The organism is Paenibacillus sp. FSL H7-689 (genome assembly GCF_000517905.1).
In the GTDB taxonomy this organism is placed as follows: domain Bacteria; phylum Bacillota; class Bacilli; order Paenibacillales; family Paenibacillaceae; genus Paenibacillus; species Paenibacillus amylolyticus.
Map to the genome: position 1 here is coordinate 67,319 of NZ_ASPU01000065.1, position 24,667 is coordinate 91,985.

At 44.5% G+C, this 24,667-nt stretch carries 24 protein-coding genes; 17 read left to right on the forward strand and 7 right to left on the reverse strand.

Annotation, left to right across the window (positions count from 1 at the left end):
* Positions 1–44: 44 nt before the first annotated feature.
* On the reverse strand, positions 45–1,286 hold the full coding sequence (locus C170_RS27705) for an ATP-grasp domain-containing protein (protein ID WP_036616585.1): 1,242 nt from the start codon (positions 1,284–1,286) through the stop codon (positions 45–47).
* Positions 1,287–1,503: 217 nt separating this feature from the next.
* On the opposite strand from C170_RS27705, the gene C170_RS27710 reads away from it, so the two are divergent.
* The gene (locus C170_RS27710; RefSeq protein WP_036616588.1) at positions 1,504–2,067 is read left to right on the forward strand and encodes a hypothetical protein; all 564 of its coding nucleotides are present in this window, start codon (positions 1,504–1,506) and stop codon (positions 2,065–2,067) included.
* Entirely contained in the window at positions 2,064–2,474 is a 411-nt protein-coding gene (locus C170_RS27715) for a DUF2000 family protein (RefSeq protein ID WP_036616592.1), read from the forward strand. Before C170_RS27710 ends, C170_RS27715 begins: the two co-directional genes overlap by 4 nt.
* 122 nt (positions 2,475–2,596) lie before the next feature.
* Here C170_RS27715 and C170_RS27720 read toward each other — a convergent pair whose 3' ends face one another.
* On the reverse strand, positions 2,597–3,811 hold the full coding sequence (locus tag C170_RS27720) for an MFS transporter (protein ID WP_036616595.1): 1,215 nt from the start codon (positions 3,809–3,811) through the stop codon (positions 2,597–2,599).
* 281 nt (positions 3,812–4,092) lie between these two features.
* Here C170_RS27720 and C170_RS27725 point away from each other — a divergent pair, with 281 nt between their 5' ends.
* Entirely contained in the window at positions 4,093–4,671 is a 579-nt protein-coding gene (locus C170_RS27725) for a TetR/AcrR family transcriptional regulator (protein ID WP_036616598.1), read from the forward strand.
* 100 nt (positions 4,672–4,771) lie between these two features.
* On the opposite strand, the gene C170_RS27730 is transcribed toward C170_RS27725, so the two are convergent.
* Entirely contained in the window at positions 4,772–5,896 is a 1,125-nt protein-coding gene (locus C170_RS27730; RefSeq protein ID WP_036616601.1) for an LLM class flavin-dependent oxidoreductase, read from the reverse strand.
* Between the two features lie 269 nt (positions 5,897–6,165).
* Here C170_RS27730 and C170_RS27735 point away from each other — a divergent pair, with 269 nt between their 5' ends.
* The 6 genes from C170_RS27735 to C170_RS27765 all read left to right on the forward strand — a co-directional run bounded on the left by C170_RS27735 (position 6,166) and on the right by C170_RS27765 (position 12,527).
* On the forward strand, positions 6,166–7,557 hold the full coding sequence (locus tag C170_RS27735; RefSeq protein ID WP_036616604.1) for a helix-turn-helix domain-containing protein: 1,392 nt from the start codon (positions 6,166–6,168) through the stop codon (positions 7,555–7,557).
* Between the two features lie 260 nt (positions 7,558–7,817).
* A complete protein-coding gene (locus C170_RS27740) occupies positions 7,818–8,462 on the forward strand; it encodes a transcriptional regulator (protein ID WP_036616607.1) in 645 nt (214 codons plus the stop codon).
* A 747-nt stretch (positions 8,463–9,209) separates the two neighbouring features.
* On the forward strand, positions 9,210–10,574 hold the full coding sequence (locus C170_RS27750) for a transcriptional regulator (RefSeq protein ID WP_036616614.1): 1,365 nt from the start codon (positions 9,210–9,212) through the stop codon (positions 10,572–10,574).
* Between the two features lie 403 nt (positions 10,575–10,977).
* The gene (locus tag C170_RS27755; RefSeq protein WP_036616618.1) at positions 10,978–11,163 is read left to right on the forward strand and encodes an aspartyl-phosphate phosphatase Spo0E family protein; all 186 of its coding nucleotides are present in this window, start codon (positions 10,978–10,980) and stop codon (positions 11,161–11,163) included.
* 329 nt (positions 11,164–11,492) lie between these two features.
* Positions 11,493–12,179: a hypothetical protein gene (locus C170_RS27760; protein WP_036616621.1), complete on the forward strand. Its 687-nt coding sequence runs from the start codon at positions 11,493–11,495 to the stop codon at positions 12,177–12,179.
* A gap of 78 nt (positions 12,180–12,257) precedes the next feature.
* The gene (locus tag C170_RS27765; RefSeq protein ID WP_036616624.1) at positions 12,258–12,527 is read left to right on the forward strand and encodes a hypothetical protein; all 270 of its coding nucleotides are present in this window, start codon (positions 12,258–12,260) and stop codon (positions 12,525–12,527) included.
* Between the two features lie 98 nt (positions 12,528–12,625).
* Here C170_RS27765 and C170_RS30965 read toward each other — a convergent pair whose 3' ends face one another.
* On the reverse strand, positions 12,626–12,949 hold the full coding sequence (locus tag C170_RS30965; RefSeq protein WP_155985145.1) for a hypothetical protein: 324 nt from the start codon (positions 12,947–12,949) through the stop codon (positions 12,626–12,628).
* 702 nt (positions 12,950–13,651) lie between these two features.
* Positions 13,652–13,768 (reverse strand): putative holin-like toxin, encoded by a 117-nt coding sequence (locus C170_RS31450; protein WP_222592206.1) that lies wholly within the window; start codon positions 13,766–13,768, stop codon positions 13,652–13,654.
* A gap of 256 nt (positions 13,769–14,024) precedes the next feature.
* Here C170_RS31450 and C170_RS27775 point away from each other — a divergent pair, with 256 nt between their 5' ends.
* From C170_RS27775 to C170_RS27810, 8 genes are all read left to right on the forward strand, one after another.
* Positions 14,025–14,213: an aspartyl-phosphate phosphatase Spo0E family protein gene (locus tag C170_RS27775; protein WP_036616818.1), complete on the forward strand. Its 189-nt coding sequence runs from the start codon at positions 14,025–14,027 to the stop codon at positions 14,211–14,213.
* A 244-nt stretch (positions 14,214–14,457) separates the two neighbouring features.
* Positions 14,458–16,281, forward strand: coding sequence for a sensor histidine kinase (locus C170_RS27780; protein WP_036616627.1), 1,824 nt, complete (start codon positions 14,458–14,460; stop codon positions 16,279–16,281).
* Positions 16,282–16,286: 5 nt separating this feature from the next.
* On the forward strand, positions 16,287–17,054 hold the full coding sequence (locus tag C170_RS27785; protein WP_036616630.1) for a response regulator transcription factor: 768 nt from the start codon (positions 16,287–16,289) through the stop codon (positions 17,052–17,054).
* A 103-nt stretch (positions 17,055–17,157) separates the two neighbouring features.
* Positions 17,158–18,453 (forward strand): ABC transporter substrate-binding protein, encoded by a 1,296-nt coding sequence (locus C170_RS27790; protein WP_036616632.1) that lies wholly within the window; start codon positions 17,158–17,160, stop codon positions 18,451–18,453.
* 30 nt (positions 18,454–18,483) lie between these two features.
* Complete coding sequence (locus C170_RS27795) at positions 18,484–19,194, forward strand: hypothetical protein (RefSeq protein ID WP_036616634.1); 711 nt, start codon at positions 18,484–18,486, stop codon at positions 19,192–19,194.
* Between the two features lie 238 nt (positions 19,195–19,432).
* The gene (locus tag C170_RS27800; protein ID WP_036616636.1) at positions 19,433–20,347 is read left to right on the forward strand and encodes a carbohydrate ABC transporter permease; all 915 of its coding nucleotides are present in this window, start codon (positions 19,433–19,435) and stop codon (positions 20,345–20,347) included.
* A complete protein-coding gene (locus C170_RS27805; RefSeq protein WP_036616638.1) occupies positions 20,331–21,185 on the forward strand; it encodes a carbohydrate ABC transporter permease in 855 nt (284 codons plus the stop codon). The genes C170_RS27800 and C170_RS27805 overlap by 17 nt, the downstream gene beginning before the upstream one ends.
* A gap of 58 nt (positions 21,186–21,243) precedes the next feature.
* Positions 21,244–22,581: an FAD-dependent oxidoreductase gene (locus C170_RS27810; RefSeq protein ID WP_155985147.1), complete on the forward strand. Its 1,338-nt coding sequence runs from the start codon at positions 21,244–21,246 to the stop codon at positions 22,579–22,581.
* 516 nt (positions 22,582–23,097) lie between these two features.
* Here C170_RS27810 and C170_RS27815 read toward each other — a convergent pair.
* Positions 23,098–23,748, reverse strand: coding sequence for an amino acid ABC transporter permease (locus tag C170_RS27815; RefSeq protein ID WP_036616640.1), 651 nt, complete (start codon positions 23,746–23,748; stop codon positions 23,098–23,100).
* Positions 23,749–23,859: 111 nt separating this feature from the next.
* Positions 23,860–24,582 (reverse strand): amino acid ABC transporter permease, encoded by a 723-nt coding sequence (locus C170_RS27820; protein ID WP_036616642.1) that lies wholly within the window; start codon positions 24,580–24,582, stop codon positions 23,860–23,862.
* Positions 24,583–24,667 lie beyond the last annotated feature (85 nt).

The window sequence follows — 24,667 nt, forward strand, 5'->3', positions numbered from 1 at the left end:
AACCGTCACTTCAGACCAAAAACAGTGAGGATGATCCGTACATCTTATACGGTTTCAGCAACCGTCACTTCAATCTTGAAGCGATCGTACATATCCAGCAGGGTTTGACGCAATTCCTCGAACGAATCACCCTCCACGATAGCATAGCCTGATCGGGTCATGGTATCGTTGACGTCCCCTGCGCGCTGCCCCACTTGATAAGATACATTAAACTCAACGATACCAGGGGTATCCGCATAATCCTCTATCCCGGATATGTGTTGAATTACCCCTGCGCGTGAAGGGAAGCAGATCATGCCTGTGAATTTATGGCGCGTCTCCTGTTGCTTAAATTCATATATTCCAACTTCCAGATCAGTGACGGCTTCGAAGAAATCAACGCCATGAGTGTTCTTGATACAAGGAGGCATAACATGCGATCCCCCGATTCTTGCACCAATTTCTCCAAACACCACTTCTCCTTCTGGAGTCAGAAAAAGTTCGGCATGTGTTACGGATTGATTGATACCCAAGGCAGCAATGACCTGTTCATTGAGTTCTTTGATGTGATGGATAAAATCAGCTTCCGTGCCTTCAGGGAACGTAATACTGGCCGGAGGTTTCTGCTTTGTCGCAATATCCAGGCAGTTATACAGGTATTGGGAAACAGATGCAAATACAACTTTGCCCTTGGACACAATGGAATCACAATGAAACTCCGTACCGTGGATGAATTCCTCCAGCAAATCCCTTTGCTGTGCTTGTCTTGTATGGTGTAGATAATGTACCAGTTCATCCATGCTGGACAATTTGAACGTATTGATACTTCCATATCCGCTGAGTGGCTTCACAATAATCGGGAAGCCGTGTACAGCAGTGAAACGAATATAGTCCTGTTCATGTAGAGCAATGGCAATTTCGGATGTCCGAATTCCGCGTTGATGCAGCATTTGTTTCATGATCCATTTGTTGCGAACAGCTTCAGCCTGATTGCGCTGCATACCGGGGATCCCGAACTCGGAACGGAGCTGACCACCGATCTCAATCGCATTCTCACCCGGCGTTAACAGAGCAGAGATGGAATGGGATTCTCGGATCTGCATCATATGCTCCCGGATGGCATCTACGGACTCCAGATGATCGACATATCTAATTTCATCAAAGAAGTCCCTGAGGACCTCATCATGATGCAAATTATGCCGTTCAATAATCAGAATTTTCTTGTGATCCGCCAATTTCTGCAAAGGTTTAACGAAGTTTAATCCAGTTGGAAGCCTAAAATCAGATATGTATACAATGGTTTTCATATGGTCTCGTATATCCCCTTTCAACGAAATACTAAAAATAGTAAAAATTCATTTAATAACATTATAGCTCAATATTTTCCATTTTGAATACACCTTTTGGTTAAAAATATGAACTAAAATACATATTTATGTTGCGTTAAAGTGTTAATTGACAATAGGAAATTTTTGGTATACGATCTTTAGCGGATTAGAAATAAAAAGGAGGAAATAGAAATAAATGGAGATCGTTAAAGAGAAATATGCCATACTGGGAACGCTGGGAGACGATGAAGGATTTCTGACTTGCAGCATGCATATCGCGAAAAAGCTAGGCAACTCGGAACGTATCAAGCCATACCCTGAATTTGAAGCGGCTGCGGAAGACTTGAGATCAGGGATCATATCCTGCTTGCTGGTCCCCGGGGCGTATCCCAAGCTCAACAGCTTCATTATGGATTCTGAACTAGCGGTGTCTGAGAGCTTTGTGGAGAAAATTCCTGCGCTGGTTCTATCCGGCTTCCATGCGGTATGTCCCGATCAGATCGATATTATCTATCATCATCCAGCAACCACATACTTGTTATCTGAACTTGATACAACCTATAGAGAGAACAGCACCGTATCGTCCAACCCTGAAGCTTGCAGGAAGGTCATGCACAACAAGGAGAATTCCATTGCGCTCACGAATCAGCTATGCGCTGATCATTACGGGCTTGTGACCTACAAAGTATTGCGCGAGGGAATCAATATGCCATGGGTATGTTTTACACAAAATACACAGAGGGTGAATGCAGTCATATGAAAAGAATTGCTATTATACTGGATAAAAATTTGGAACCTGGCGCCGCCGCCAATGTGGCTGCCCTGTTAATGGGACAAGCATCCCTGAATGAGCCGGGGTTATATTCTGATCAACCTGTGCTGGATCATAGCGGCGTTCAGCATGCGGGCATCCGATATAGCACTGTCATTTTGAAGGCCGGCGAGAATCAACTGATCAATCTGGCCAAACTCTGCTCAGATGACAGCGGGGGACTGAGCCATGTTGTTTTTTCACAGACAGGCCAGTCGCTCAACAATGCCTTTGAACAATATGCAGTTGAGATTGCTTCGATGGAATTGGAAGCTACCAAAGTGGTAGGTGTCATTGTATGGGGCGAGGATGATCAAGTTAGGGCAGCGACCAAAAAATTCAGTGTCATGAAATAAGGGAAAAGGGCAGAAGCGGATCTTTAGAGATCACTCTGCCCTTCTTTATATATGAAAGAATTGTTATAGAGGTTGTTCAAAAGTCCGATTTTGATTAGGAAGGATGCCTGAAGGCATCGCACTTATAGATGTTTGCTGACAACGGCAGCTTTCTTTTCCGTAAAGTAATACACCAAAGCGAGCAGCGGCATAATCAGGCCAATCAGCGTTGTGAGACTCCAACCTCCGTTAGCATAAGACCAGCTTCCAAGAGATGAACCAATCGCACCGCCGACAAAAAAGATCGACATGAATATGCCATTCACACGTCCTCTCGCTTCACTTCCTAAGGAGTAGATAATGCGTTGACCCAGCACCAGATTTCCCGAGACAGCCATATCCAGTGTGATCGCGACGATCACAAGCAGTATCAGTGCTAACGTGGAGTGACTCTGGAACGCATAAGCAAGACCAAACGAAGCAGCAGCGATCACCATGGCAGCACCTGTCAGAATACGTGTTAGTCCGCGATCAGCCAGTCTCCCGGCAATGGGAGCGGCAATAGCACCACCGACACCAGCCAGTGCGAACCAGGCAATCCCTTGCTGTGACATATCAAAATCGTTAGCGAGCCTGAGCGGAACCGTAGTCCAGAACAAGCTGAAAGCACCAAACAGACTGGCCTGATAGAACGCCCGGCGGCGCAGCAGCGGCATCGTTCTGAACAGTGTGCCCAAGGACACAATTAATTGCCCGTATTTCAAGGTGGGTTCAGGCTGGCGAGCAGGAAGAGCACGTGATAGGAGCAGCATTAGAAGTGTTATGACAATGGCGGAGAATACAAAGACCGTCTGCCATCCGAAGAGGCTGGTGATAAAGCTTGCGACAGGACGTGCCAGCATGATGCCCAGCAACAGACCACTCATTACATTGCCAACAACCCGTCCGCGTTGTTCCTCGGAAGTAAGATATGTCGCATAGGGCACCAGAATTTGAGCGACAACAGAACCTATCCCAATGAACAGAGAGGCAGTCAGAAATACAACAGCAGTGGGCGAGAAAGCCGCAGCAATCAGGGCGACAACCAGTACGATGAGGAAAAGCACGACCAGGCGTCGATTCTCGGTAATGTCACTGAGCGGCACGATAAACAGCAAACCAATGACATAACCAATCTGAGTCAACGTTACGATCAATCCGGCAGCGGCAGAAGACAGACCCGTTGTCATGCTGATCGGACCGATAACGGTCTGAGCATAATACAGGTTTGCCACGATCAATCCACAAGCTGATGCCAGCAAAAAAATAATCCAGGTGGGTACAGGTGCCTTCTTCACTTGTTGTCTCATATCCATCATAATCATCCTCCACAGTTCTAAATAGGTATTCCCAATAAACAGGTGATATTTAAAAACATTAATTACTAAACGGTGTGTACACTAATTACAAATATATAATAAACTAAACGTACAGTATTGTAAATAGGCTCTACATATTTTAATGAGAATATAATTGAGGATGAAAAGGTGAGCGTAGGATGGAATTGTGTGTACTCATGGCAGTTTAGTATAATGAACGTATCGTTTTTATGAAAAATACTGATGATTAAATATATTTTATACATCCAGGAGGGTTCAAGATGACTGCCAAAAGAGGACGTCCACGTAACATGGAAACCCAGAATGCCATTCTTACAGCATCGTATGAGTTGTTGTTGGAGCACGGATTCGGGGCAGTTACAATCGAGAAGATTGCTGAACGTGCACAGGTGAGCAAAGCCACTATCTACAAATGGTGGCCGAATAAAGGCGCTGTCATCATGGACGGATATATGTCTGCGGCAACGGCAAGATTGCCAGTGCCAGATACAGGGTCGGTATTGGAGGATATACGCATACATGCGAGTAATCTGGTTCGTTTTTTGACCAGTCGGGAAGGAAAAGTGATTACACAGATTATTGGGGAAGGGCAGTCGGATGCAGGGCTCGCCGAAGAATACCGTACAAGATACATCCAACCACGTCGACGTGAAGCTCGGGGAATTCTGGAGAAGGGTGTGGAGCGCGGCGAATTAAAGAGTGGGACGGACATTGGATTATACATTGATCTGATCTATGGGCCGGTGTTCTATCGTATGTTAGTAACGGGGGAAGCGATGGATGATGCGTTTGTAGATGTGATGCTTCGTTCATTGTTGGAAGGCATTCAGTCCAAGTAGATATAGGGATAGCCGCGATACAAGTGGGAGGAAGAGGGAAGAGGGCGATTCGTAGGAATCACCCTGGAAGGAACATTTGTGTATTGTACGTGGGAGATAGTTAGACCTGGAATATAGGTGAGATGGCTGTGGGCCATGAGTCTGTAGCGTTGGAGGAAAGGGAGGATGAGTGCTCTCTTAACATCGGGGGTGCGTTCCATATCGGACTTGGCAGTTCGCGGCGTAATACAGGGGCGACTTCCTTGGCAAAACGCTCCACTTGCTCCAACTGCTCGCTATGCGTCAGTCCATCTACGCTGATACTCAGCACCTGATGTCCGTAAGCGGCATGATAGTCCAGAATTTTCTCAATGACCTGCTCCGGACTGCCGATTAACGCAGGGCCTCGTGCAATGTTATCCTCCAGATCGCTGAAGGGCGACTGGTTATGCTGTGCGGCGGCGGTGGCATGGAACGCTTCATAATATGGCTTATATCGGCGAATGGCTTCTTCGCCCGTATCCGCAAGATAGAGGCTGCCGGCACCAGAGCCAATCACTGCCTGCTGCGGATCATGACCATAATAATCCAGGCGTTCCCGATAATGATCAATTAACGCTTTGTATTTGGCTTGCGGGTGAAAAGAATTCGACGTGAAGAGCGGCTCGCCATATTTGGCAGCGAGTTCCGTCGAGACCGTGCTGGACGCGCTACCATGCCAGATTGGGATGGATTGCTGAAGCGGCCTGGGCCACGTGGTCACTCCATCAAGCGGAGGGCGATACGTTCCCTGCCAGGTTACATTCTCTTCAGACCACAGCCGTCTTAGCAGATGGTAGCGTTCATCGAGTGAGTCCCATTGTTCCTCTTCGCTTATGCCAAACAGCGGATAGTGCCGAGGGTCATTGCCTTTCCCGATGATCATCTCCAGCCGTCCGCCCGATAATTGATCCAACGTGGCATAATCCTCGGCAACCCGGACTGGATCAAGTATACTAAGAACAGTGACGGTGGTTAGTAACCGAATGCGTGTGGTTGCTGCGGCTATTGCGGTTAATACGACAGGTGGCGAGGAAGATAGAAAAGGCGCACCGTGTCGTTCACCGATCCCATAGGCATCGAATCCCAGTCGTTCAGCCAGCTTCGCTTGCTCTAATATATTGTGGAATTTCTGCTGAGTTGTCAGAGCTTCCCCGGTTACGGCATTAGGCAGATTCATCATGAGACTAAACAAGGCAAATTTCATCTGACCTTCTCCTCGAACTGAATTGATAGTATCTGTGTCGTATAATCCTATTGAAATAGTAGGATATGTAAGTTGGGTTAAATGTATCACGTTCTCACGGATTCTTCTAATGGATTTTTTCTATAAGCAGGTACAGTACAGCCAGTCTTCCTTGCATAAATGTGAAGGGAATTGCCACGATTTTTATTGACCGCTGTAAAATTTAGGATTAAAATTGTGCTTATCATATAAATTCAAAATTATGGATTTTCATTGTGGAGGTGGGATACATGGAACCTACAACTACGATACGCTCATATATTGAGGACTACATCAGGAAACAGGGGTACACCCTGCAGTATTTTGCCGATATATCGGGAGTTAACGCTGGAACGCTTAGCGCAATTATTAAGGGGACTCGGCCCATCGCTATGGCGCAACTGGATCTGATTACCCAAGGCATGAAGCTGGAAGAGGGGTATTTCTACGAGATTTATGGGGCTGAATGTTTCGTGGAATCGGCACCTCATTGGAGGAGACTGGAACCATTCCTGCAACGCTGTGCTGAATTGGACAAGCTGGAATGTATTCATAAGGTTATCCAGGAAGTGACGGATGACCGCTCGTATATCTCGGAATTGTTCGAGATGGCGGAAGGCATGCTTGAACGTGGACAGACGAAGGCTGCACGGATGTTGTATGAATGTGTGGCGGAGTGTGAGAAATATCAACACTCGGAACGTCTGGCTCTGTGCCAGTATCGCATCTTCACCCTCTCGCTTGGTCAGAATCAACATGATAACCTGCGGGCCGCTGTGCACTTTGAGCCTTATATTAATCGCTTAGATGAGGAGAGGCAGCTGGATGCGATTAAGGATTTGGCGAATACGTATCTGGCTTTAAGGTATTGGGACAAGGTATTTGATTTGGCAGAAGAATTGGGACAAAAGACTAGTTTCCTGACTTCTTATAAAAAAAGAAAATTAGAAACACCTAGAATTACCTCATATCCTCATTTTGTATACTCGGCATATTCAAATCTATTAAAGGCTGCTGCCTGTGATGGAAAAGAAGAGTACCTTGATGCTCTCCGCTATACAGAGGCGTACTCCAATTTGATTAGAATTGAACAGCCAGATGATGAGGATCTTAAATACATTAATAAATTTAGTGGATGGGCTGAAGTAAATCGGTACTTATACAGACTTATGATGGGAGATTCCGAGGTTATAAGTCCTTATATTGCAATAGTTACAAAGAACGAGGCAGAGGTTTTGCCTGCAATGTTGAAAATAATGGAGGCAGCTAACCACCATAATATAGATGTTGATTCAGTTCTTGAAAAAATGGATTCATATGTTTCAATGTATAGCAAAACCTATGGAGATATTGGAAGTTATACTGAACAGATTACGAATGAACGTTACGTTCAATTCCTCAAAGAGGTATCAATATATCAATTTAATAGAGAAAGATACACAATGGGATTTCAACATTTGTTTGAATGTTTAGAAGTAGCACAGAGTATGAAGAGTGAATCCGTAATTATACAGTGTGTAGGACTGTTTGAAAGACATAGATTCAAAGTTTCATTAGAGTTAGAAAATAGATATAAAACTATAATCGAGGAGGTCTATCGTAACTATGAGAAAAAAGGTAGCTTTGATCGTAGTTTTGTTTAGTGTTGTTTTGTTGATCAATGTCTTTTCTCAGGGCAATATCGAAAATGTTATAATGTATAGCCCAAGCACTCATGGTGGAGCAGGATTATAGGAGATTTACACTGTTTTGAAAAGTAAGTAAGCAATATCAGATCCTGATTTAAGGATGATAATGCTTACTTACTTTTTTTTGTTGATTGACCGATGTAAAATACAGGATTAAAATAACATTTATTATATGTAATTGAATTATAAGTGATTTGGATGACGGAGGTGAGATCGTGGAATCGGTACCTACGATAAAAATACATATTGAGAAATACATGAGAGAGAACGATCTCAAGTTGCAGCATTTTTCCGATATTACTGGGATTAATGTTGGGACATTAAGTGCCATTCTTAAAGGTAGCAGACCAATGTCTATGAACCAACTGAATCAGATTACTTTTGTAGTGGGATTAGAAAAAGGTTATTTTTATAAAAGTTACGGGGTAGAATCCTTCATTGAATCTGCGCCCCACTGGAGACGTTTGGAACCATACCTATACGAGTGTGCTGAACTTAGTAAGCTGGATTGCATACAACAAGTTATTACTCATGTGACGGACGATCGATCTTATATAGAAGAGTTATTTGAAGTAGCTGAAGGCTTCTTTGCTAGAGGATTAAATGAAGCAGCTCTTATTTTATATGAGTGTGTTGCAGACAGTGAGAAATATCAACACTCAGAGCGGTTGGCCTTATGCCAGTACCGCATTTTCCTGCTTAATAAAACGCTGAATAAATTTGATAATCTCAATGCAGCCGTAAAGTTTGAACCGTATATCGATAAATTGAATGAGGAAGTACAATTGGATGCCATTAAAGATTTAGCTAACATATATGCTTCAATTAGCTTATGGGATAAGGTTCTGGAATTGGCTTAAGAACTGGAACGGAGAGTTAACTTTCAGATTAAATTTCAAAATAAAAAGCATAAAACTAAAGGTAGTAAATCCTTTTATCCTCTATTTGTTTATAATGCTTATGCTAATCTGCTACAGGCTAATGTCTCTGAAGAGCGAAAACAATATGTACAGGCATTAAGGTACATAGATATATATGAAAATATTCTGGATGAAATTAAAAGTCCAACTAAAGAAGAACAAGATTTAATAAAGCTATTAATGGGGTGGGCTAGGGGTAATCGATATTTATATACATTATTTTTAGGTGATTTCGAAATTCTAGATGTTTATTTAGATTATCTTGATGCCAATCCTAAAGAAATCCTAACAGCTTTCGTATATATCGTGAAGTGTGCTAATCAGTATTCGTACAATATTAATTACGTATTGGATAGATTCCATAATTATCTTGATAAGAACAGGCTAGTTAACTACGTACTAGGGACGAATAATTTGCATGATTTGAATTTTAGCTATACTCACTTATTCTACGAACTAGCAAAATACAGATTAAGTAAAAACCAAATTCAGCAGGGGATCGAACATTTAATTACTAGTTTCGAACGTTCTGTCTCAAGTAATGATGACATGATGTGTATCAAATGCATTGATCTATACGGAAAATACAGACATTTCGCTAGTAAGACCCAGGAAGAGCAGTATACAAAACTAATAGATAAGTTAAGTGTACCGACTTTTCGATAGTAAAACATCTGGGGAAGGACGATGAAGACAATGTCCAATATATGTTCCTACATTGAAAGTCACTTGAAAAATAAGGGATATAAGCTACAGCGGTTTTCAAAAATGGCTGACATTAATGTTGGTACATTAAGTGCGATCATCAAAGGAACCAGACTTATGTCAATGAATCAACTAGACCTAATAACATCAGCAATGGGTTTAGAGCAGGGATACTTTTATGATATGTATGGTGTGGAATGTTTTATTGATTCTGCACCTCATTGGAGACGTTTAGAACCGTTTATATATCGTTGTGCTGAGATTGGCAAGCTAGATATTATTCAACAAGTCATTACTCATGTGACAGATGATCAATCCTATATTGATAAGTTATTTGATGTGGCAGAGAGTCTCTATAGTAAAAGCATGAATGAAGCGGTACTAATTTTATATGAATGTGTAGCCGACAGTGAGAAATATCAACACTCAGAGCGGTTGGCCCTTTGCCAGTACCGTATTTTCCTACTTCATAAAACACTGAGTAAATATGATAATCTCAATGCAGCAGTAAAGTTCGAACCGTATATTGATAAATTAAATGAAGAAGTGCAATTGGATGCAATTAAAGACTTGGCAAACGTATATAATACGATACATTTGTGGTACAAGGTCGATGCATGGGCACGGGAACTGGAACGGAAAGCAGAATTTCAATTAAAAATTCAATCTCGTAGGCGAAAAAATAAAAGAAGGCTAACAGCCTATCCTCTTTTTACATATGCAGCCTATGCAAACTTATTAATATCAAGCGTTTATGATACCCGCAAGGAATACGATGAGGCCATAAATTATCTGCAAAAATACATGGAGATAATTGAGATAGAGAACCCTACAGAAGAGGATCAAGAAATAATAGATTTATTCAAAAAATGGGGGGAGGGTAATCGACTGTTGTACCAATTAATGCTTGGTCAAGAAAGTGTAATCGATTCTTATTTGGATTATATCGAAAACAACCCGTCAGAAATGTTAGCTGGATTGGTTAATATTTTGCAATCGGCTAATCAGTATTCCTTTAACATTGACTATGCCTTGATTCGATTCGAAAATCAGATCAAATTAATTAATACGGATATGCAAAATAAAAGTGGATATAACGATCAAATGTTTAACCGCGTGAATCAAGACTTTTATTATGAATTGGCAAGGTATCAAATGAAAAAACGTAATTATTCAATTGGAATGGATGCCTTACTTATATGTTTAGAGCTCTCATCTTCAAGTAAAGATGATCTGATGTGCATTAAATGTTTGGATCTGTATGGGGAGTATCGGAGTGAAGCCGATGAATCACAAATGAAAAAGTACAAAAATGTAATAGAAAAGTTAAGCACACCAACTTTTTGATAATGAAATATCTAATAAGGGACGGTGAAGAAAATGTCCAATATACGTTCCTATATTGAAAATCACTTGAAAAATAAGAGATCCAAGACGATCACATGCTAGTAAAGTGTGTAGATCTATACGGAACTTATAGACAGCAAGCTAGTTTGTCTCAGCAAGAGACGTATTCACAATTATTTAAGACGATAAATATTAAATAAAACAAACAGCCTATCTGCTTTTGAGGTAGGCTGTTTTGTGTTTTGAAAAGGGATTAGACAGAGCGCAATGCCTTTTCTAAAGATTTGTTTTTACAAAATTATGCAAAATACATTATGTTCTTAAAAGCACTTGTAGTCACTAACGAAACTAATAGCTTACTCATATTGAATATTTTCCAGAATGTCCTAGAGGGGTACATGCTATGAGAGAACGGAGTATCTTGAAAGACCAAATCGAGCAAGGTCGGCAAGAGTTGAGTCGCTTGGTAGATCAATATGGAATCCCGAATGTGAAAGTGCTTGAGCAGTCTATGGCGTTGGACGAGCTAATTAATGAATATAATCGAGTTACTTTAGGAGTGAACGTAAAGAGGTGTAAAGTATTATGAAGCTAACTTAAAATCATAGTCATACTAAAAATAGTGTTTGTATGGTGATCATCAATGTTTAATAACAATAGGGCTATATTATGGATTATTATTCATAAAAAGTTTATTTAAGTTTCTTTTGAAAATGATTGTATGATTAATCTGAGCACGTTCTCAATTACAAAGAAAAGAGGTGATTGCATCGTTAGGATATGGATAAAATTTGATTTAAGTCGATGAAGGGAGAATTCTAGCTTCAAAGATATCACAGTCTTATGATCTTAGTTTCTTTATTAAGTTAGATAGGTTATTAACGTGACTATTTTAAAACTTATGAGGAGGTTCTATCTATGAAAAAATTTGGGAAAATTCTATTAACAGCAATTATGATTTCTTCCGTATTTTCAACGGTGGCATCTGCTTCATCTGAGGGACCAGTTATAAGTACGAATACGCCTGAAATAGTGAGTAATAATGATATTTCTCAGACAAGTGCAATAGGTATTTTTGATCCTAATTTTAAAGAAAAAGCTAGTTCACAAGGACTTGATCCTGAAACAATTATTGCAGGGTATTATGTTCCTTTTGATAAGACCCGTTCCAATCTATCAAACGATCAGGTGCTTCCTTCTGCGATAGGAGATTACTATCTGAAAAACATTGACATGACCCAAATTACTGGAAATGTTATTGAGCGTGCGATTGGAAAAGGTCCAGCGCCCTTGTCCTTGTCTGTTATTGATGGTGTAGCTACTACGTTCTCTGCTGAGGTTTCTTCGAAAGCTGGATGGGGAGGCGCAGAGATTGCTGCAAAGCTAGGCACGACCTATCAGGCAACTCGTAACTTTAACAAAACATACGGACCAATCCAAATTCCTGCAAATAAAACATATACTATTTACTGCGCACCAACATACAACTACTATTCGTTTCAGATATGGAAACAAGGTTTCTTTTCTGATTCTTATATTGGTACTTATGAGTATAAAGAACCGACGGGTTTATACTTTTACTGGCAAGATACTACTGGTTGGTAACTAGACATAATTTCACAATTTTGGTAATATGGTAGCGCATACAACAGCAATACTATATTATCAAAGGAGAATTTAAATTTGAAAAGTAAAATGATTTCCTTAGTAGCCCTTATCTGTTCACTTATATTATTTGTTATTGGATTTCAGTTTATTGCTCAAAGTACTGATTGGGGTATGGACAAAGCTATGTTGGTTCTTGCAGAATACCAAAATGTAAAGTCTGATACCTCTGATATCTTTGGTAGTTTTATAAACTCAGAGATTTGGTCGTATAAAATTGAAGGAATATTATTGATAATTTTAGGGATGTTAACGTTGTATTTAGCAAATTCATTTCGAAATAAATAAGAAAAAGTATTCGGGTCCCGAATACTTTTTTTTCTTATTTACTGTACTTGCCAATAATCACTTCAAATATTTGTAAGTTAAAAAGCCTGACAGTAGCCCTATGCCACTTTGAGCTGCGTTTTAATTTGGTCTAATGTAGCTCCGCCTTGGGTTTGGTTGTAAATATACTCAATCATGTCATGCTTTTTCTGATCCATAGCCAGCCTAACCTTCGCCGTCCGAAAATACGTTTCAATGGCCCAACGTTTGCTGTAAAAGCTCAGAATTTCTTCATTACTTAGGGAAACATCCGTACTTAGAAAAGCTCTCATTTGCTTGGGATCAAACCCTTCTCCATCTTTCCAACATAGGAGCAAAGCGGCGTTCTCCACTACATTGAGCTTGCTTTCATAGCGATGGTAATCGGAGGAGCCGATGGTCACCAGATCGGTATCCGTTTTCGAGATGTAGGAAGAAAAGCTTTTGTGCGATTGCCGGATGTCTTGCGGATAGAAAATACGGTTCGTTTTAAATCACTAATGAAGTGAAATCCACGCTCCGAACTCGTTTGAAGCATTGAAGCCGATGGATACCAAGAATCCATAGGACGTAGGTTCGGCAGGAAGACATAGGGAAGGCTAAATCAGATCATAAACTAGATCGATTTTGCTTTTCCCTTGCAGATCGTAACGTTCTGTAGCAAAAGGAAACATCTGCTCACCCGAGCGGAGTAGCGTTTTGAGCAAGTACAGTTAGGTAATTACGCTTCTAATGAGAGATAAAGAAGGAAATCAATTGGAGGTTGTCCTTTGAAAATAACTCGTGAATACTTCCGTCTGTTTACTAAAATGAGGATTCAATAAAGAGGAACTTATTTTATTTGAATGTGTGGCAGGCAGGATGTGCTTAAAGATTAAGCGAACCTTTATGCAACAACCATCTTTATACCCCTTCCCTTCTACTCCAAAAATGAGCGACAATAATTACCAGTAAAGAGTTAACTTCTGCAACAAACTGTGCTAAACTGGAGATAATAAAAAAAGAGCAAGGATGCGCGAACATCCCTACTCTTTACAACAGCCGCTTCTAAGGGCGGTGGCTGTGCATAGGTAGCTGAAATAGACCATTAACCTAGCTGGGGCGGTCTATTTCTTTTTGTTTTGATTATTTAAAGCAATGACAATAGTTACAATCAGTCCAATCAAGGTTACAATGAACCCCGCAAAACTGATCATTAATGTCAATACCGTTTCAATCGCCACAGGCATCACCTCCTTTGCAGGAGACTAAGCCGACCACCCATATTAGCCATTCTGTTGATATGAGGCGTTTATTCAAACGGGAGATGGCATCAATCATGACTTAGCTTTTTTGAGGCAGGTAAAGTAGGGAGATATAAATTAATTTTTGTTTTATGAAAACCACCTTTGCAAACGATCATTTTATTCTGCAAAGGAATATAATATGAATTTTTTGGCAATGTATCCTAAAATGTTATACAAAGAGGGGGTGCATGCTGTGAGTGAACCGGTACAGATCACAGATAAAATCGAACGGAACAGGCAAGAGTTGAGTCGTTTGGCGGAGAATCATGGCATGCAGGACAACAAAGTCCTCCGACAGTCCATGGTACTGGACGAGCTTATTAATGAATATAATCGATTCAAATATAAAAGCCATCTCAGGAACAGACAACCGATTGCATAATGCAGTCGGTTTTTTGGTCTAATTAGTGTTCTTATATAAATAGCGTAGTCGACTGTAGCGATACAGTCGGCTTTTTTTGCGTTCCCCCTGAAACCTATGCGGATAACTTGAGATTCCGTACCAATTCCAGGATTGGCAGGATAGCGGATGATCATTAAAACTGGATATGATGACCCCAGTTATATCCAGATTGATCTGTGAAGGGGGCTCATACAATGATCGGGAGAGGGAGGGATGAACGGAAATGATGGACAAGGTACGCATTTTTTTCGGAAAAAATGTAAACCTGCGCACCAAATTGCTCCTGTTGTTCCTGGCGCTGACGTTGCTGCCGCTAAGTTTGCAGGGAATGATGAACTACAAGCATTTCTCGCAGACGATGGATCGCAAGACCGAGCAGTTCACCATTGAACTGGTTCGCCAGATTAACGCCAATCTGAATCGGCTGCTGAAGGACTTTGAGCGGTTGTCGCTCTTGCCGCTTTACGATCAGATGGTGCTTGGCATTCTGGACAAATACAACGCTTCAATGGGGTCGGGAACATGGGCGAGGACTGAGGATTATCTGAAAATGAAGCTTTACACATCGGGTCAAGCTTATGACCGGCCCGAGATTCGGGGAATTCATCTGATCAGCAACAGCGGCATCCTGTTCTCCAATCTCGATTCGCTGGCGGTTAAGCCGGTATGGGACAGCAGACAGGATGAATGGTTTACAGAACTTAACGACTCCGAAGGGACATGGCGCCTGCTTCCTCCGCATGAACCCGGCTATTACACGGGCGGTCAGCAAGAATCGTATATATCGGTGGGCAGAGTGCTTCGAGATCCGGGAACGCTCCAGCGATTGGGTTACATTTTGATTGACATCCGTCTGGAGGCCTTCGGCGAACTGTTATCCAATCTGAATTATGAGCAAGATGCAAGCCTGATGATTGTAGACAGCAAGCAGCGTCTGCTGTTCGAACGGACCTCAATCGGAGGAATGTCTGCGTACGACCAGTTGCTAATGCATGGACAGCTTCCAAGCTATGCGGGAAACCAAAAAGTTGTTCTGGATGGGCAGCCCTATCTCTATGTACAACACCATTCCAGCTATTCTGGGCTTTCGGTGATCAGTCTTACACCTATTGCTGTGATTCAAAAGGAGTCGGGTGAGATGCTCACCTTCACAATATGGTTCGCAGTGTTGTGTATGGCGGGTATAGCGATTCTGGCGGTTCTTTTATCCTATCGCATCACCCGGCCACTGATTCGACTGAAGCACCACATGATTCGGGTGGAGCAGGGAGATTTTAGCCAGCGTGTAGCATACTTCAGCAGTGATGAATTCGGGCAGATAAGCCGGGGCTTTAACCGCATGATGGAAGAGATTCATCGACTGTTCAATGAGGTGTTTCTGCTGGGCATTCAAGAGCGGGAGGCAGAGTTGTCAGCGTTGCAAAGCCAGATGAATCCCCATTTTATATACAACACGCTGGAGTCCATTAACATGATGGCCATTCGCCAGAAGCATGCTGAGGTGTCGGACATGGTGACGGCGCTTGGCAAGCTGCTGCGCTATACGATTGATAAGGTGGACCGGATGGTTCCGTTTGGGGAAGAACTTGCTTTTGTACAATCCTATGTACGCATTCAGCAGGTACGTTACGACGGCAAGTTAGAGATTATCTATGACATCGAAGAAGGGATAACGGAGTATTTGATTCCCAAGCTGGTACTGCAACCGCTGGTGGAGAATGCAGTCTACCATGGCATTGAAGGGCAGGAAAATGGAGGAGTAATCTGGGTATCTGCCTTGAAATTCGACCACGAGCTACTGATTAGTGTACGAGACAACGGTAAGGGTATGACTCAGACAAAGATTGACGAGTTAAATGAGTCCATATCAAAACAGCCTTCCAATGAGGCATTACGTTGCCATGCCGGAGACAGTCTGGGGCTTAACAATATCGCCCAGAGGCTTGGCCTCTTGTATGGAGAAGGTGGCAGCCTAAGTATTGATGGAAGTCCCGGGCAGGGCCTGGTGGTCACGATATCCATTCAACTTCTATCGAAAGGGGATTGAAGCGCATGTATAAAGTATTGCTTGTAGAGGATGAGACGGTCATCCGTCAGGGACTGAGGGAGCTGATCGTACAAGTGTCTTCTCAGTTTCAGGTAACGGGCGAAGCGTCGAGCGGTACCGAGGCGCTGGATTTTCTGAGATGTGAGGTGCCGGATGTGCTAATCACGGATATTCGCATGCGTGAAATGGACGGATTAACTTTGGTAAACAAAGCAAGAGACATGTATCCTGAATTGCTAATGCTCATCATTAGCGGCTACGGTGAGTTTGAATATGCACGCAGAGCGATGGAGTTTGGGGTGTTGAACTACCTGTTGAAGCCAATTGATCGTTATGAACTGGCATTATGCATACAAAAGATTCAATTGCTGCTGGATCGCAGATACGGTATTTCAACCCTTTCTATCCCGGAGCCATCTGGGAAAACAGAACACGCTGGTGGAGATACACGGAAGATTATCCGAGATGTAAAGGAGCACATCAAGCAACATCCCGATGGAGATCTGCGACTTCAGACGATAGCAGATCTTGTTAACTTGAACCCTACTTATTTGAGCCAGTTGTTCAAGAACGAAATAGGCATCAATTATTCCGAATACATCACGGAGGCACGTATGGAGCGGGCCAAGTGGTTGCTGATTAACACGGGTCTCAAAATCTATGATGTGGCACGGTTGTCCGGGCATCAGAGCCCCAAACACTTCATGCTGGTGTTCAAGCAGCAGGTGGGATGGACCGCAGGAGAATATCGAGACCGATTCAGTATCTCTTGAAAAACCATACCATTTCTGTAGTTGACGTGATTTATGAGGGAACGATGCTTTCGTTATACTTTGGTTGCACATGTATACCATGACGTCCATAAGGGGGATTTCCATGAAAAAAGCAGGACTGATACTGGTGTTTATACTCATGATGATGGCTTCAATCGCGTGCACAAGCTCCAATTCCAGCAGTGAACCTGGCAGTTCAAGCGGAGAGAATGGAGAGGTCGAGCTGAAGTTCATGATGTGGGGCAATCAGGCGCATATGGATGTGTACAACAAGTTGATTGATGACTTCACAAAGGAAAATCCAGGCATCAAAGTAACGATGGAATCCGTACCTTTCGCAGAATACCAGCAAAAAATTTCGGTGCTTGCCGCCGGAGGCTCTCTTCCCGATCTCGCCTGGGTATCGGAGCGAATGGTGCCGCAATTCAAGTCCAACCACATTCTGGCCGATGTATCGGAGTTCAAGGATGATGCACAGTTTAAGCTGGATGATTATATTCCAAGTACATTGGATTTGTTCCGTGATGGCGATCAACTGCTGGGACTACCTTTTTCTACACCTCCGGTGGTCATGTTTTACAATAAAACGCTGTTCGACCAAGCCGGCCTGACTGATCCAAACACACTTGCCACCCAAGGACAATGGACATGGGAACAGTTCGAAGAGTCCGCCAAAGCCATTACCAGTAAGGATGCGACCAACCGAGTCTATGGTGCCAACTTTTTTCGCGACTGGAAGACCTGGGCGGTGCTTTCCTCCTATTCCTGGTCCAATGGAAGCGGTCCATTCGACGAAGGCATGACAACGTTTACCTGGAACGATGCCTATGGCGTACAGACCTTTGAATTACTGGAACGCATGATGTTCACCGACGAATCACACCCGAAGGCAGGCGAACAGGTCAGCTTTGATGCGGGCAATGTGGGCATGTTCTTTGATAATTACAGCTATGTTTCCAAAGCAAGAGAAATTACGGATTTTGAATGGAGCATCGCTCCTATGCCTTCCGGTTCTCAAGGCAGTGTGCCGATGCTGGGGCAGGCCGGATATGCCATGTTCAACGACAGTAAACATCCAGAGGAAACGAAGAAACTGTTGAAGTATTTTGCCAGTGAGCAGGGGATTCAGGCGACAGCCACCTACTTTGTGCCTCCGCGTACCTCTGTTCTGAACTCAGATGCATTCATTCTTCAGCCAAATAATCCGAGCAAAGAGCATATCGTGCAGGCGGTCATTGATGAAATGCCAAAAGCGCGCTTAATTCCCGGTCATATCCGTTGGCAGGATATCGACAATGCGGTATTGCAGGGATTTGACCGACTGTTTGCAAAGACAGCGACAGCTGAGGATAACCTGAAACAAATGCAGGAAGAGATCCAAAGCGTGTTGCAACCCTAAATAATTTGATTGAAACCGGAGGTGAGAACGATGAGCAAATTCAAAGAATTACTTGAACGGAAACCGCTGTCGCTGGTGGTCAGCCTGCCTGAGAATGATATTGCTTTGGCTCGGGCAGCTATGGAAGAGGGTGCTGATGCACTGAAGGTGCATTATAATGTCGGTCATCGCGCCAGCGGGAATCATTTTGGTCCATTGGACATGTACGCCGAGGTGTTTCGGGCGATCCGCAGTGAGTTTGGTGGTCCACTTGGAATCGTACCTTCTGGCAGTATTGATGGAGCAAGGCGAGAGGATGTGGAGAGGCTTTCCGGGCTGGGTTTTGACTTCTATTCCATCTATGCACATCACTTGCCATCTTTCATGCTGAGTGACTTGGGGCTTGACCCAACGTTTGCGATCAATGAGGAATATGATGCTTCCCTCGTAACATCAGCAGCGCACTTCGGCTTTACCGCTCTGGAGGCATCCATTGTACCTGGAAAAGAATATGGTACACCGCTCAGCTTCGCGGATGTGCTTAAGTATCGCCGTCTGGTCCTGCAAGCTCAGATACCGGTATTGGTTCCTTCCCAGCGAAAGCTGGTGCCGGAGGATGTTCGGGTGCTGCGCGATACCGGGGTCAAAGCAATTATGCTTGGGGCGGTCGTGACAGGCAACACGGAGGAACAGCTGCGAAGGGCTGTGAACGGGTTCCGCAATGCGGTGGACAGTCTGAACCGTCCGGACTATATAAGTTGAACTAAAGAATATTTACACTTGCCACTCCGATACCAGAACAACCTTCCGATCGCTGTTATCCCCAGATTTTTTTGAATCCCATATATAAAGGGGAAATCCGGGGATAAAGGCGACCACTTCGCTTCTTCAGGTCTTTTCTGTCCTCTACGTTCTTGTGTAAATGTATAGTTCACCTTATATAGAATCGTCGCAGAGTTCAGCTTTGGAGGAAATTGGATTAAAAGGGGAGGGCCTAATTGTGACCCATTCACGCAAGCGCAAAAGAGGGGGGCCGCTCGCCAGAGAGGCCCAGATCGCGGGGTGGCTGTTTGTATCGCCGATGGTGCTTGGGTTTACCCTGCTGCTGTTATTTCCCATGGGTCTCGCGTTATATATGAGCCTGACCGATTGGCCGCTGCTGGGGGATCATCATTTTATTGGATTGGAGAATTACCGGAATATTATGACAGACGCCATGTTCTGGAAAGTGCTTGCCAATACGGTCTATTTCACAGCGGGGCTGGTGCCGCTTAATATTGTGCTCGCCCTGCTGCTTGCGTTGTTGCTGTCCAGAAATCTGCGGGGCATCGGAATTTTCCGAACAGCGATCTTTGTTCCGGTCATGACCTCGTTGATCGTATGGGCCATCGTGTGGAAGCTGATGTATGCGACAGAGTCTGGATTGATTAATCAGCTTCTGTTGATGCTGGGCATCAAGGGTCCGGCTTGGCTTTACAATCAGGATCTGGCAATGCCAGCGATTATCGTGACAAGTGTGCTGAAAAATGTCGGTCTGAACATGGTGCTATTCATAGCAGCCATTCAGCAGGTACCGCGTTCGCTGTACGAAGCGGCAACATTAGACGGGGCGGGCAAGAGGGGAACTTTCTTTCACGTCACACTGCCCATGATCACGCCAACCGTGTTTTTGACCGTAGTCATGACCGTGATTGGTTCACTCAAAGTATTCGGGCAGATCTATGTGATGACACAGGGCGGGCCGAGCAACAGCACCAAGGTATTGGTTTATTATATCTGGGAAAAAGCATTCAAATTATTTCAGTTTGGCTACGCTTCTGCTCTCGCATATGTACTGTTCTTTATCGTGCTAATTCTGACGCTGCTGCAATGGCAGCTCCGAAAGAGGTGGGTATTCAATGAAGGCGATGCCTAGTCCTTCGGGGCGGAAGATAGGAAGTACTCTGGGGACGTATTTGTTGCTGACCCTGATTTCGCTGATTATGATTGTGCCATTTATCTGGATGATATCGACATCATTCAAGGAACCCCAGAGCATATTCACCTATCCACCGCAGTGGATACCGGATACTTTCCGATTTCAGAACTATATCGATGTCTTTCGATTGATTCCGTTTCACCGTTTTTATTGGAACAGTATCTACATTTCTGCGTTGGTTGTGCTAGGAACAGTATTTTTTGCTTCCCTCGCCGGTTACGCATTCGCCAAAATTCCGTTTAAAGGACGTAATGTGGTATTTCTCATCCTGCTGAGTGCGATGATGATTCCCCATGAGGTGACGGCGATACCGATGTTTCTGTTCATGCGGCAGCTGGGGTGGATTGATACCCATCTTCCGCTGATATTATTGCCGATCTTTGGCGCGGGTGGTGTGTTTGGCATCTTTGTGATGCGGCAGTTCTTCATTACGGTGCCAACGGAACTGGAAGAAGCGGCGATGATTGATGGTTGCAACCGATTCCGGATATATGCGCGAATTATGCTGCCCATTGCCAAGCCGGGTATGGCTACGCTGACGATCTTCACGTTTGTGACGATCTGGAATGAGTTTTTTGATCCGTTGATCTTCATTAACTCGCGTGATCTAATGACGCTGCCGCTTGGATTATCCCTGTTTACAGATGAAGTGGGTACAGCCTGGCAATATCTGATGAGTGCCACCGTCATGGCAACCTTGCCACTGTTAATTGTTTTTTTTCTGGCACAGCGGCGCTTCATTGAGGGGGTTGCCATGACGGGACTGAAAGAGTAAGCCGTGTAATACGTGCAATAGAACGAAGGAGGGACAACATTTGCGTGAACGGATGAGCATGAAAAAGGAAGAAGCAGATGTCGTTATTGTGGGAGGGGGTCCTGCGGGTATAGCGGCAGCCATTGCGGCTGGACGGCAGGGGATACGAACAGTGCTGGTGGAGCGATATGGATTCGTGGGCGGGATGTCAACCGCCGCTATGGTTTATCCTTGGATGACTTTCCATACGGAGCGCGGTGAGCAGGTCATTAAAGGTATTGCGCAGGAGATTGTGGATCGTTTGCAGGTACGTGGCGGCTCCCCGGGGCATCTGCGCGATACGGTTGGATTTGTGCATACCGTCACGCCGTACCATCCAGCCATCTTTCAGGTGGTTGCGGCAGAGATGTTGCAGGAGGCTGGTGTCCGGCTGTTATTGCACAGCTTTGTGGACGAGGTGGTCGTTGTAGATGATCGGGTGGAAGCGGTGCGAGTGACCAACAAGTCTGGAAGAAAGGAGTTCCAGGCGAATGTATTTGTGGATGCAAGCGGTGATGCGGATCTGGCTTATCTTGCGGGTGCTTCTGTGGCAAAGGGACGAGACAGCGACCATCAGTCACAGCCAATGACCATGAAATTCCGTATGCGTGGTGTGGATCTTGGACGAGTGAAGCAATACATGCTGGAGCACCCGGAGGATTTCTATGTGAAAACTCCTTTTGCTGAACTGGACAGCATTCCATTAACCGGGGTGAGCGGCTTCTATACCCAGTGGAAAAAAGCAGGTGTGCCGATTAATCGCGACCAGGTGTTATTTTTTACCGGACCGGCAGAGGATGAAGTGCTGATTAATTGTACGCGGGTGCAGGGACTTGATGCGACAGATGCCGAGGATCTGACCTCTGCGGAACAGGAAGGCCGGAAGCAGGTGCTGATGATCGCTGAGTTTTTGCAGCGTGATGTGCCTGGATTCAAACGGGCTTCGATCTCGGCAGTAGCACCGCAGATTGGTATCCGTGAATCCAGGCGAATCATAGGTCATTACGCTTTGACCCAGGTGGATGTGGTTGCAGGACAAAAATTTGAAGATGTGATTGCCAGAAGTGGTTATCCGATTGATATTCATGACCCTTCGGGTCAAGGCGTTGTGGCTGCCTTTATAGAGGGAGATGGAGCATATGATATTCCGTATCGCTGTCTGATCTCTCGAAATATCCGCAATCTGCTGGCGGCAGGACGCTGCATCTCCACCACACATGAGGCGCATGCAACGACAAGGTTGACTCCAAGCTGTATGGCTACCGGGGAGGCCGCGGGAACAGCGGCTGCACTCACAGTGAAGATGAATCTGGACCCGGTGGAACTGCCGATCGCGCTGTTACAGGCGGAATTACGTCGCAACGGAGCAGCGATCTAGCGGATGAGCTGATTGTGGACGAATTGGGCGAATCGGGTGAATCATTAATAGTGGGAGTGGGTGTTTATTTAATTCGCGGTGGCGTACGTTCTAACGAACCTGAGGCGTCTAATTCGGGAATATAAGCTGAAATGAAAAATGTAACGAATCTCAGTGAAGTTATTTTACTCAAAACCCTGTAATAGGGGGTAAAAGCGGGGTGAATCGGAAGAATAGAGCGTCTACGATTCGTTAGATTAGAAACTATCCCCAAAATAGCTAAATAAGCTTCCCACAGTTCGTTAGAAATTGGTGGGAAGCTCGTGAATTGATGAGCATAACTGTAGCCCCAAAGACTCCAAATCCACTGCATAGCATAGGTGAATTTAGAGTTTTTGGGGCGTTCTCATTCTTTTCATCTATTAGGTTCTTTCCTTCAAGTTCATTTCTTCATATCTGATCAATCATGGGGTCTCGGTTCCTTGATGTTCCTAGTTGTTCCTTCATTTTTCCTTCATGCCTTATTCCCTCCGATTATCAATTCATCCGTGCCTCAAGTCGTCTTGCGACAATGGACAGCGCGTAGTTGATGACAAAATACAATACGGCTGCGAGCAGCAGGGCCGGGATAATGTAATCGAAACTTTGACCGCCAAGGATCTGCACGTTGTGCATCAGTTCCGGCAGAGAGATGATGATCGCCAGTGAAGTATCCTTCAGTAGTGAGATGAATTGGCTGACCATCGGCGGGGACATGCGGCGTAGCGCCTGTGGCATGATGATTCCACCGAGGGTCTGCATGTAGCTCAGGCCCGAGGAGCGGGCAGCTTCCACCTGACCGCGCTCAACGGATTTCAGACCGCTACGGACGATCTCGGCGATCATCGCGCCTTCGAACAGACTCAGTCCAACAACTGTGGACCAGAAGACGGACATCTTAATCCCGAGCTGCGGAAGCACCATGTGGATGAAGAAAATGATGAGCAACAGCGGCAGATTCCGGATCGTATCCACGATCACCGCCACGATCTGTGACAGAACAGGGATACGGGTAAACCGGATCGTACCCAGCACAGTGCCGAACACAAAGCTGAATATAATGGATAGTCCTGCTACCTGCAGGGTAATCAGGAATCCTTGAAGCAGGAAACGAAGGTTGGGCCACGCATAGGCCCCGCTAAAGTCCATATTTTATTAGCCTCCTTCTGTATGCAGGAATGGAATATTGAAGATCAATAGATGAGGCATGGACAAGCCGATATATTTCCCTAAAAATCTGCGCAGGTACAAGTCAATCTGTTACATGGTAACCTGACCTGCCGGTTTGTTCTTTTTCGGTTTGCCCTTGGTGCTGCGCGCCTCTGCATCACTCTGTCCAAACCTGCGCTCCATATAATGCACCAGGAAGCTGAGTGGTAGCGTCAGCACCAGATAGAACAGCGCAACAATGGTGTACACACTTAGCGGTTGGAACGTATCCGAGTTAACCAGGTCGGCAAAATACATAAGATCCATACCGGCGACAACGGCAAGAATGGATGAGTTTTTGACCAAATTGATGAACTGGTTGCCGATGGAAGGCAACACAATTTTGATGGCCTGGGGCAAGATAATCAGGTTCATGGCCTGTACATAGGACAAGCCGGAAGACCTTGCTGCTTCCAGTTGTCCACGGGGCACGGTCTGAATGCCCGCTCGGATCGCTTCGGCAATGAAAGCGGCGGTGTAGATGGTCAAACCCAGAGTACCGGAGACAAATCCATCCAGCGAGATGCCTAGTGCAGGCAGTCCAAGATAGAAGAAAAACACAACCAGCAACAATGGGATGTTTCGGATAAATTCCACAAAAGCCGTGCCGATCCAGTTCAGGGGTTTCACAGGGGATATCCGAAAGATAGCCAGGATCGCGCCAAGGATAAAGCTGCCAATGAGAGCCATAATGCTCACTTGAATGGTATTCAGGAACCCTTCCAGAAAACGATCCGAGTGTCGCATTAGTACGCTGAAATCCAATGTGCCCATATAGGCGAAGCCTCCGTTCTCCAGATGTAGAAACGGCGATTACGTCTGCTCATGCTTCGCATCCAGCAGACGAATTCGCCGCTTA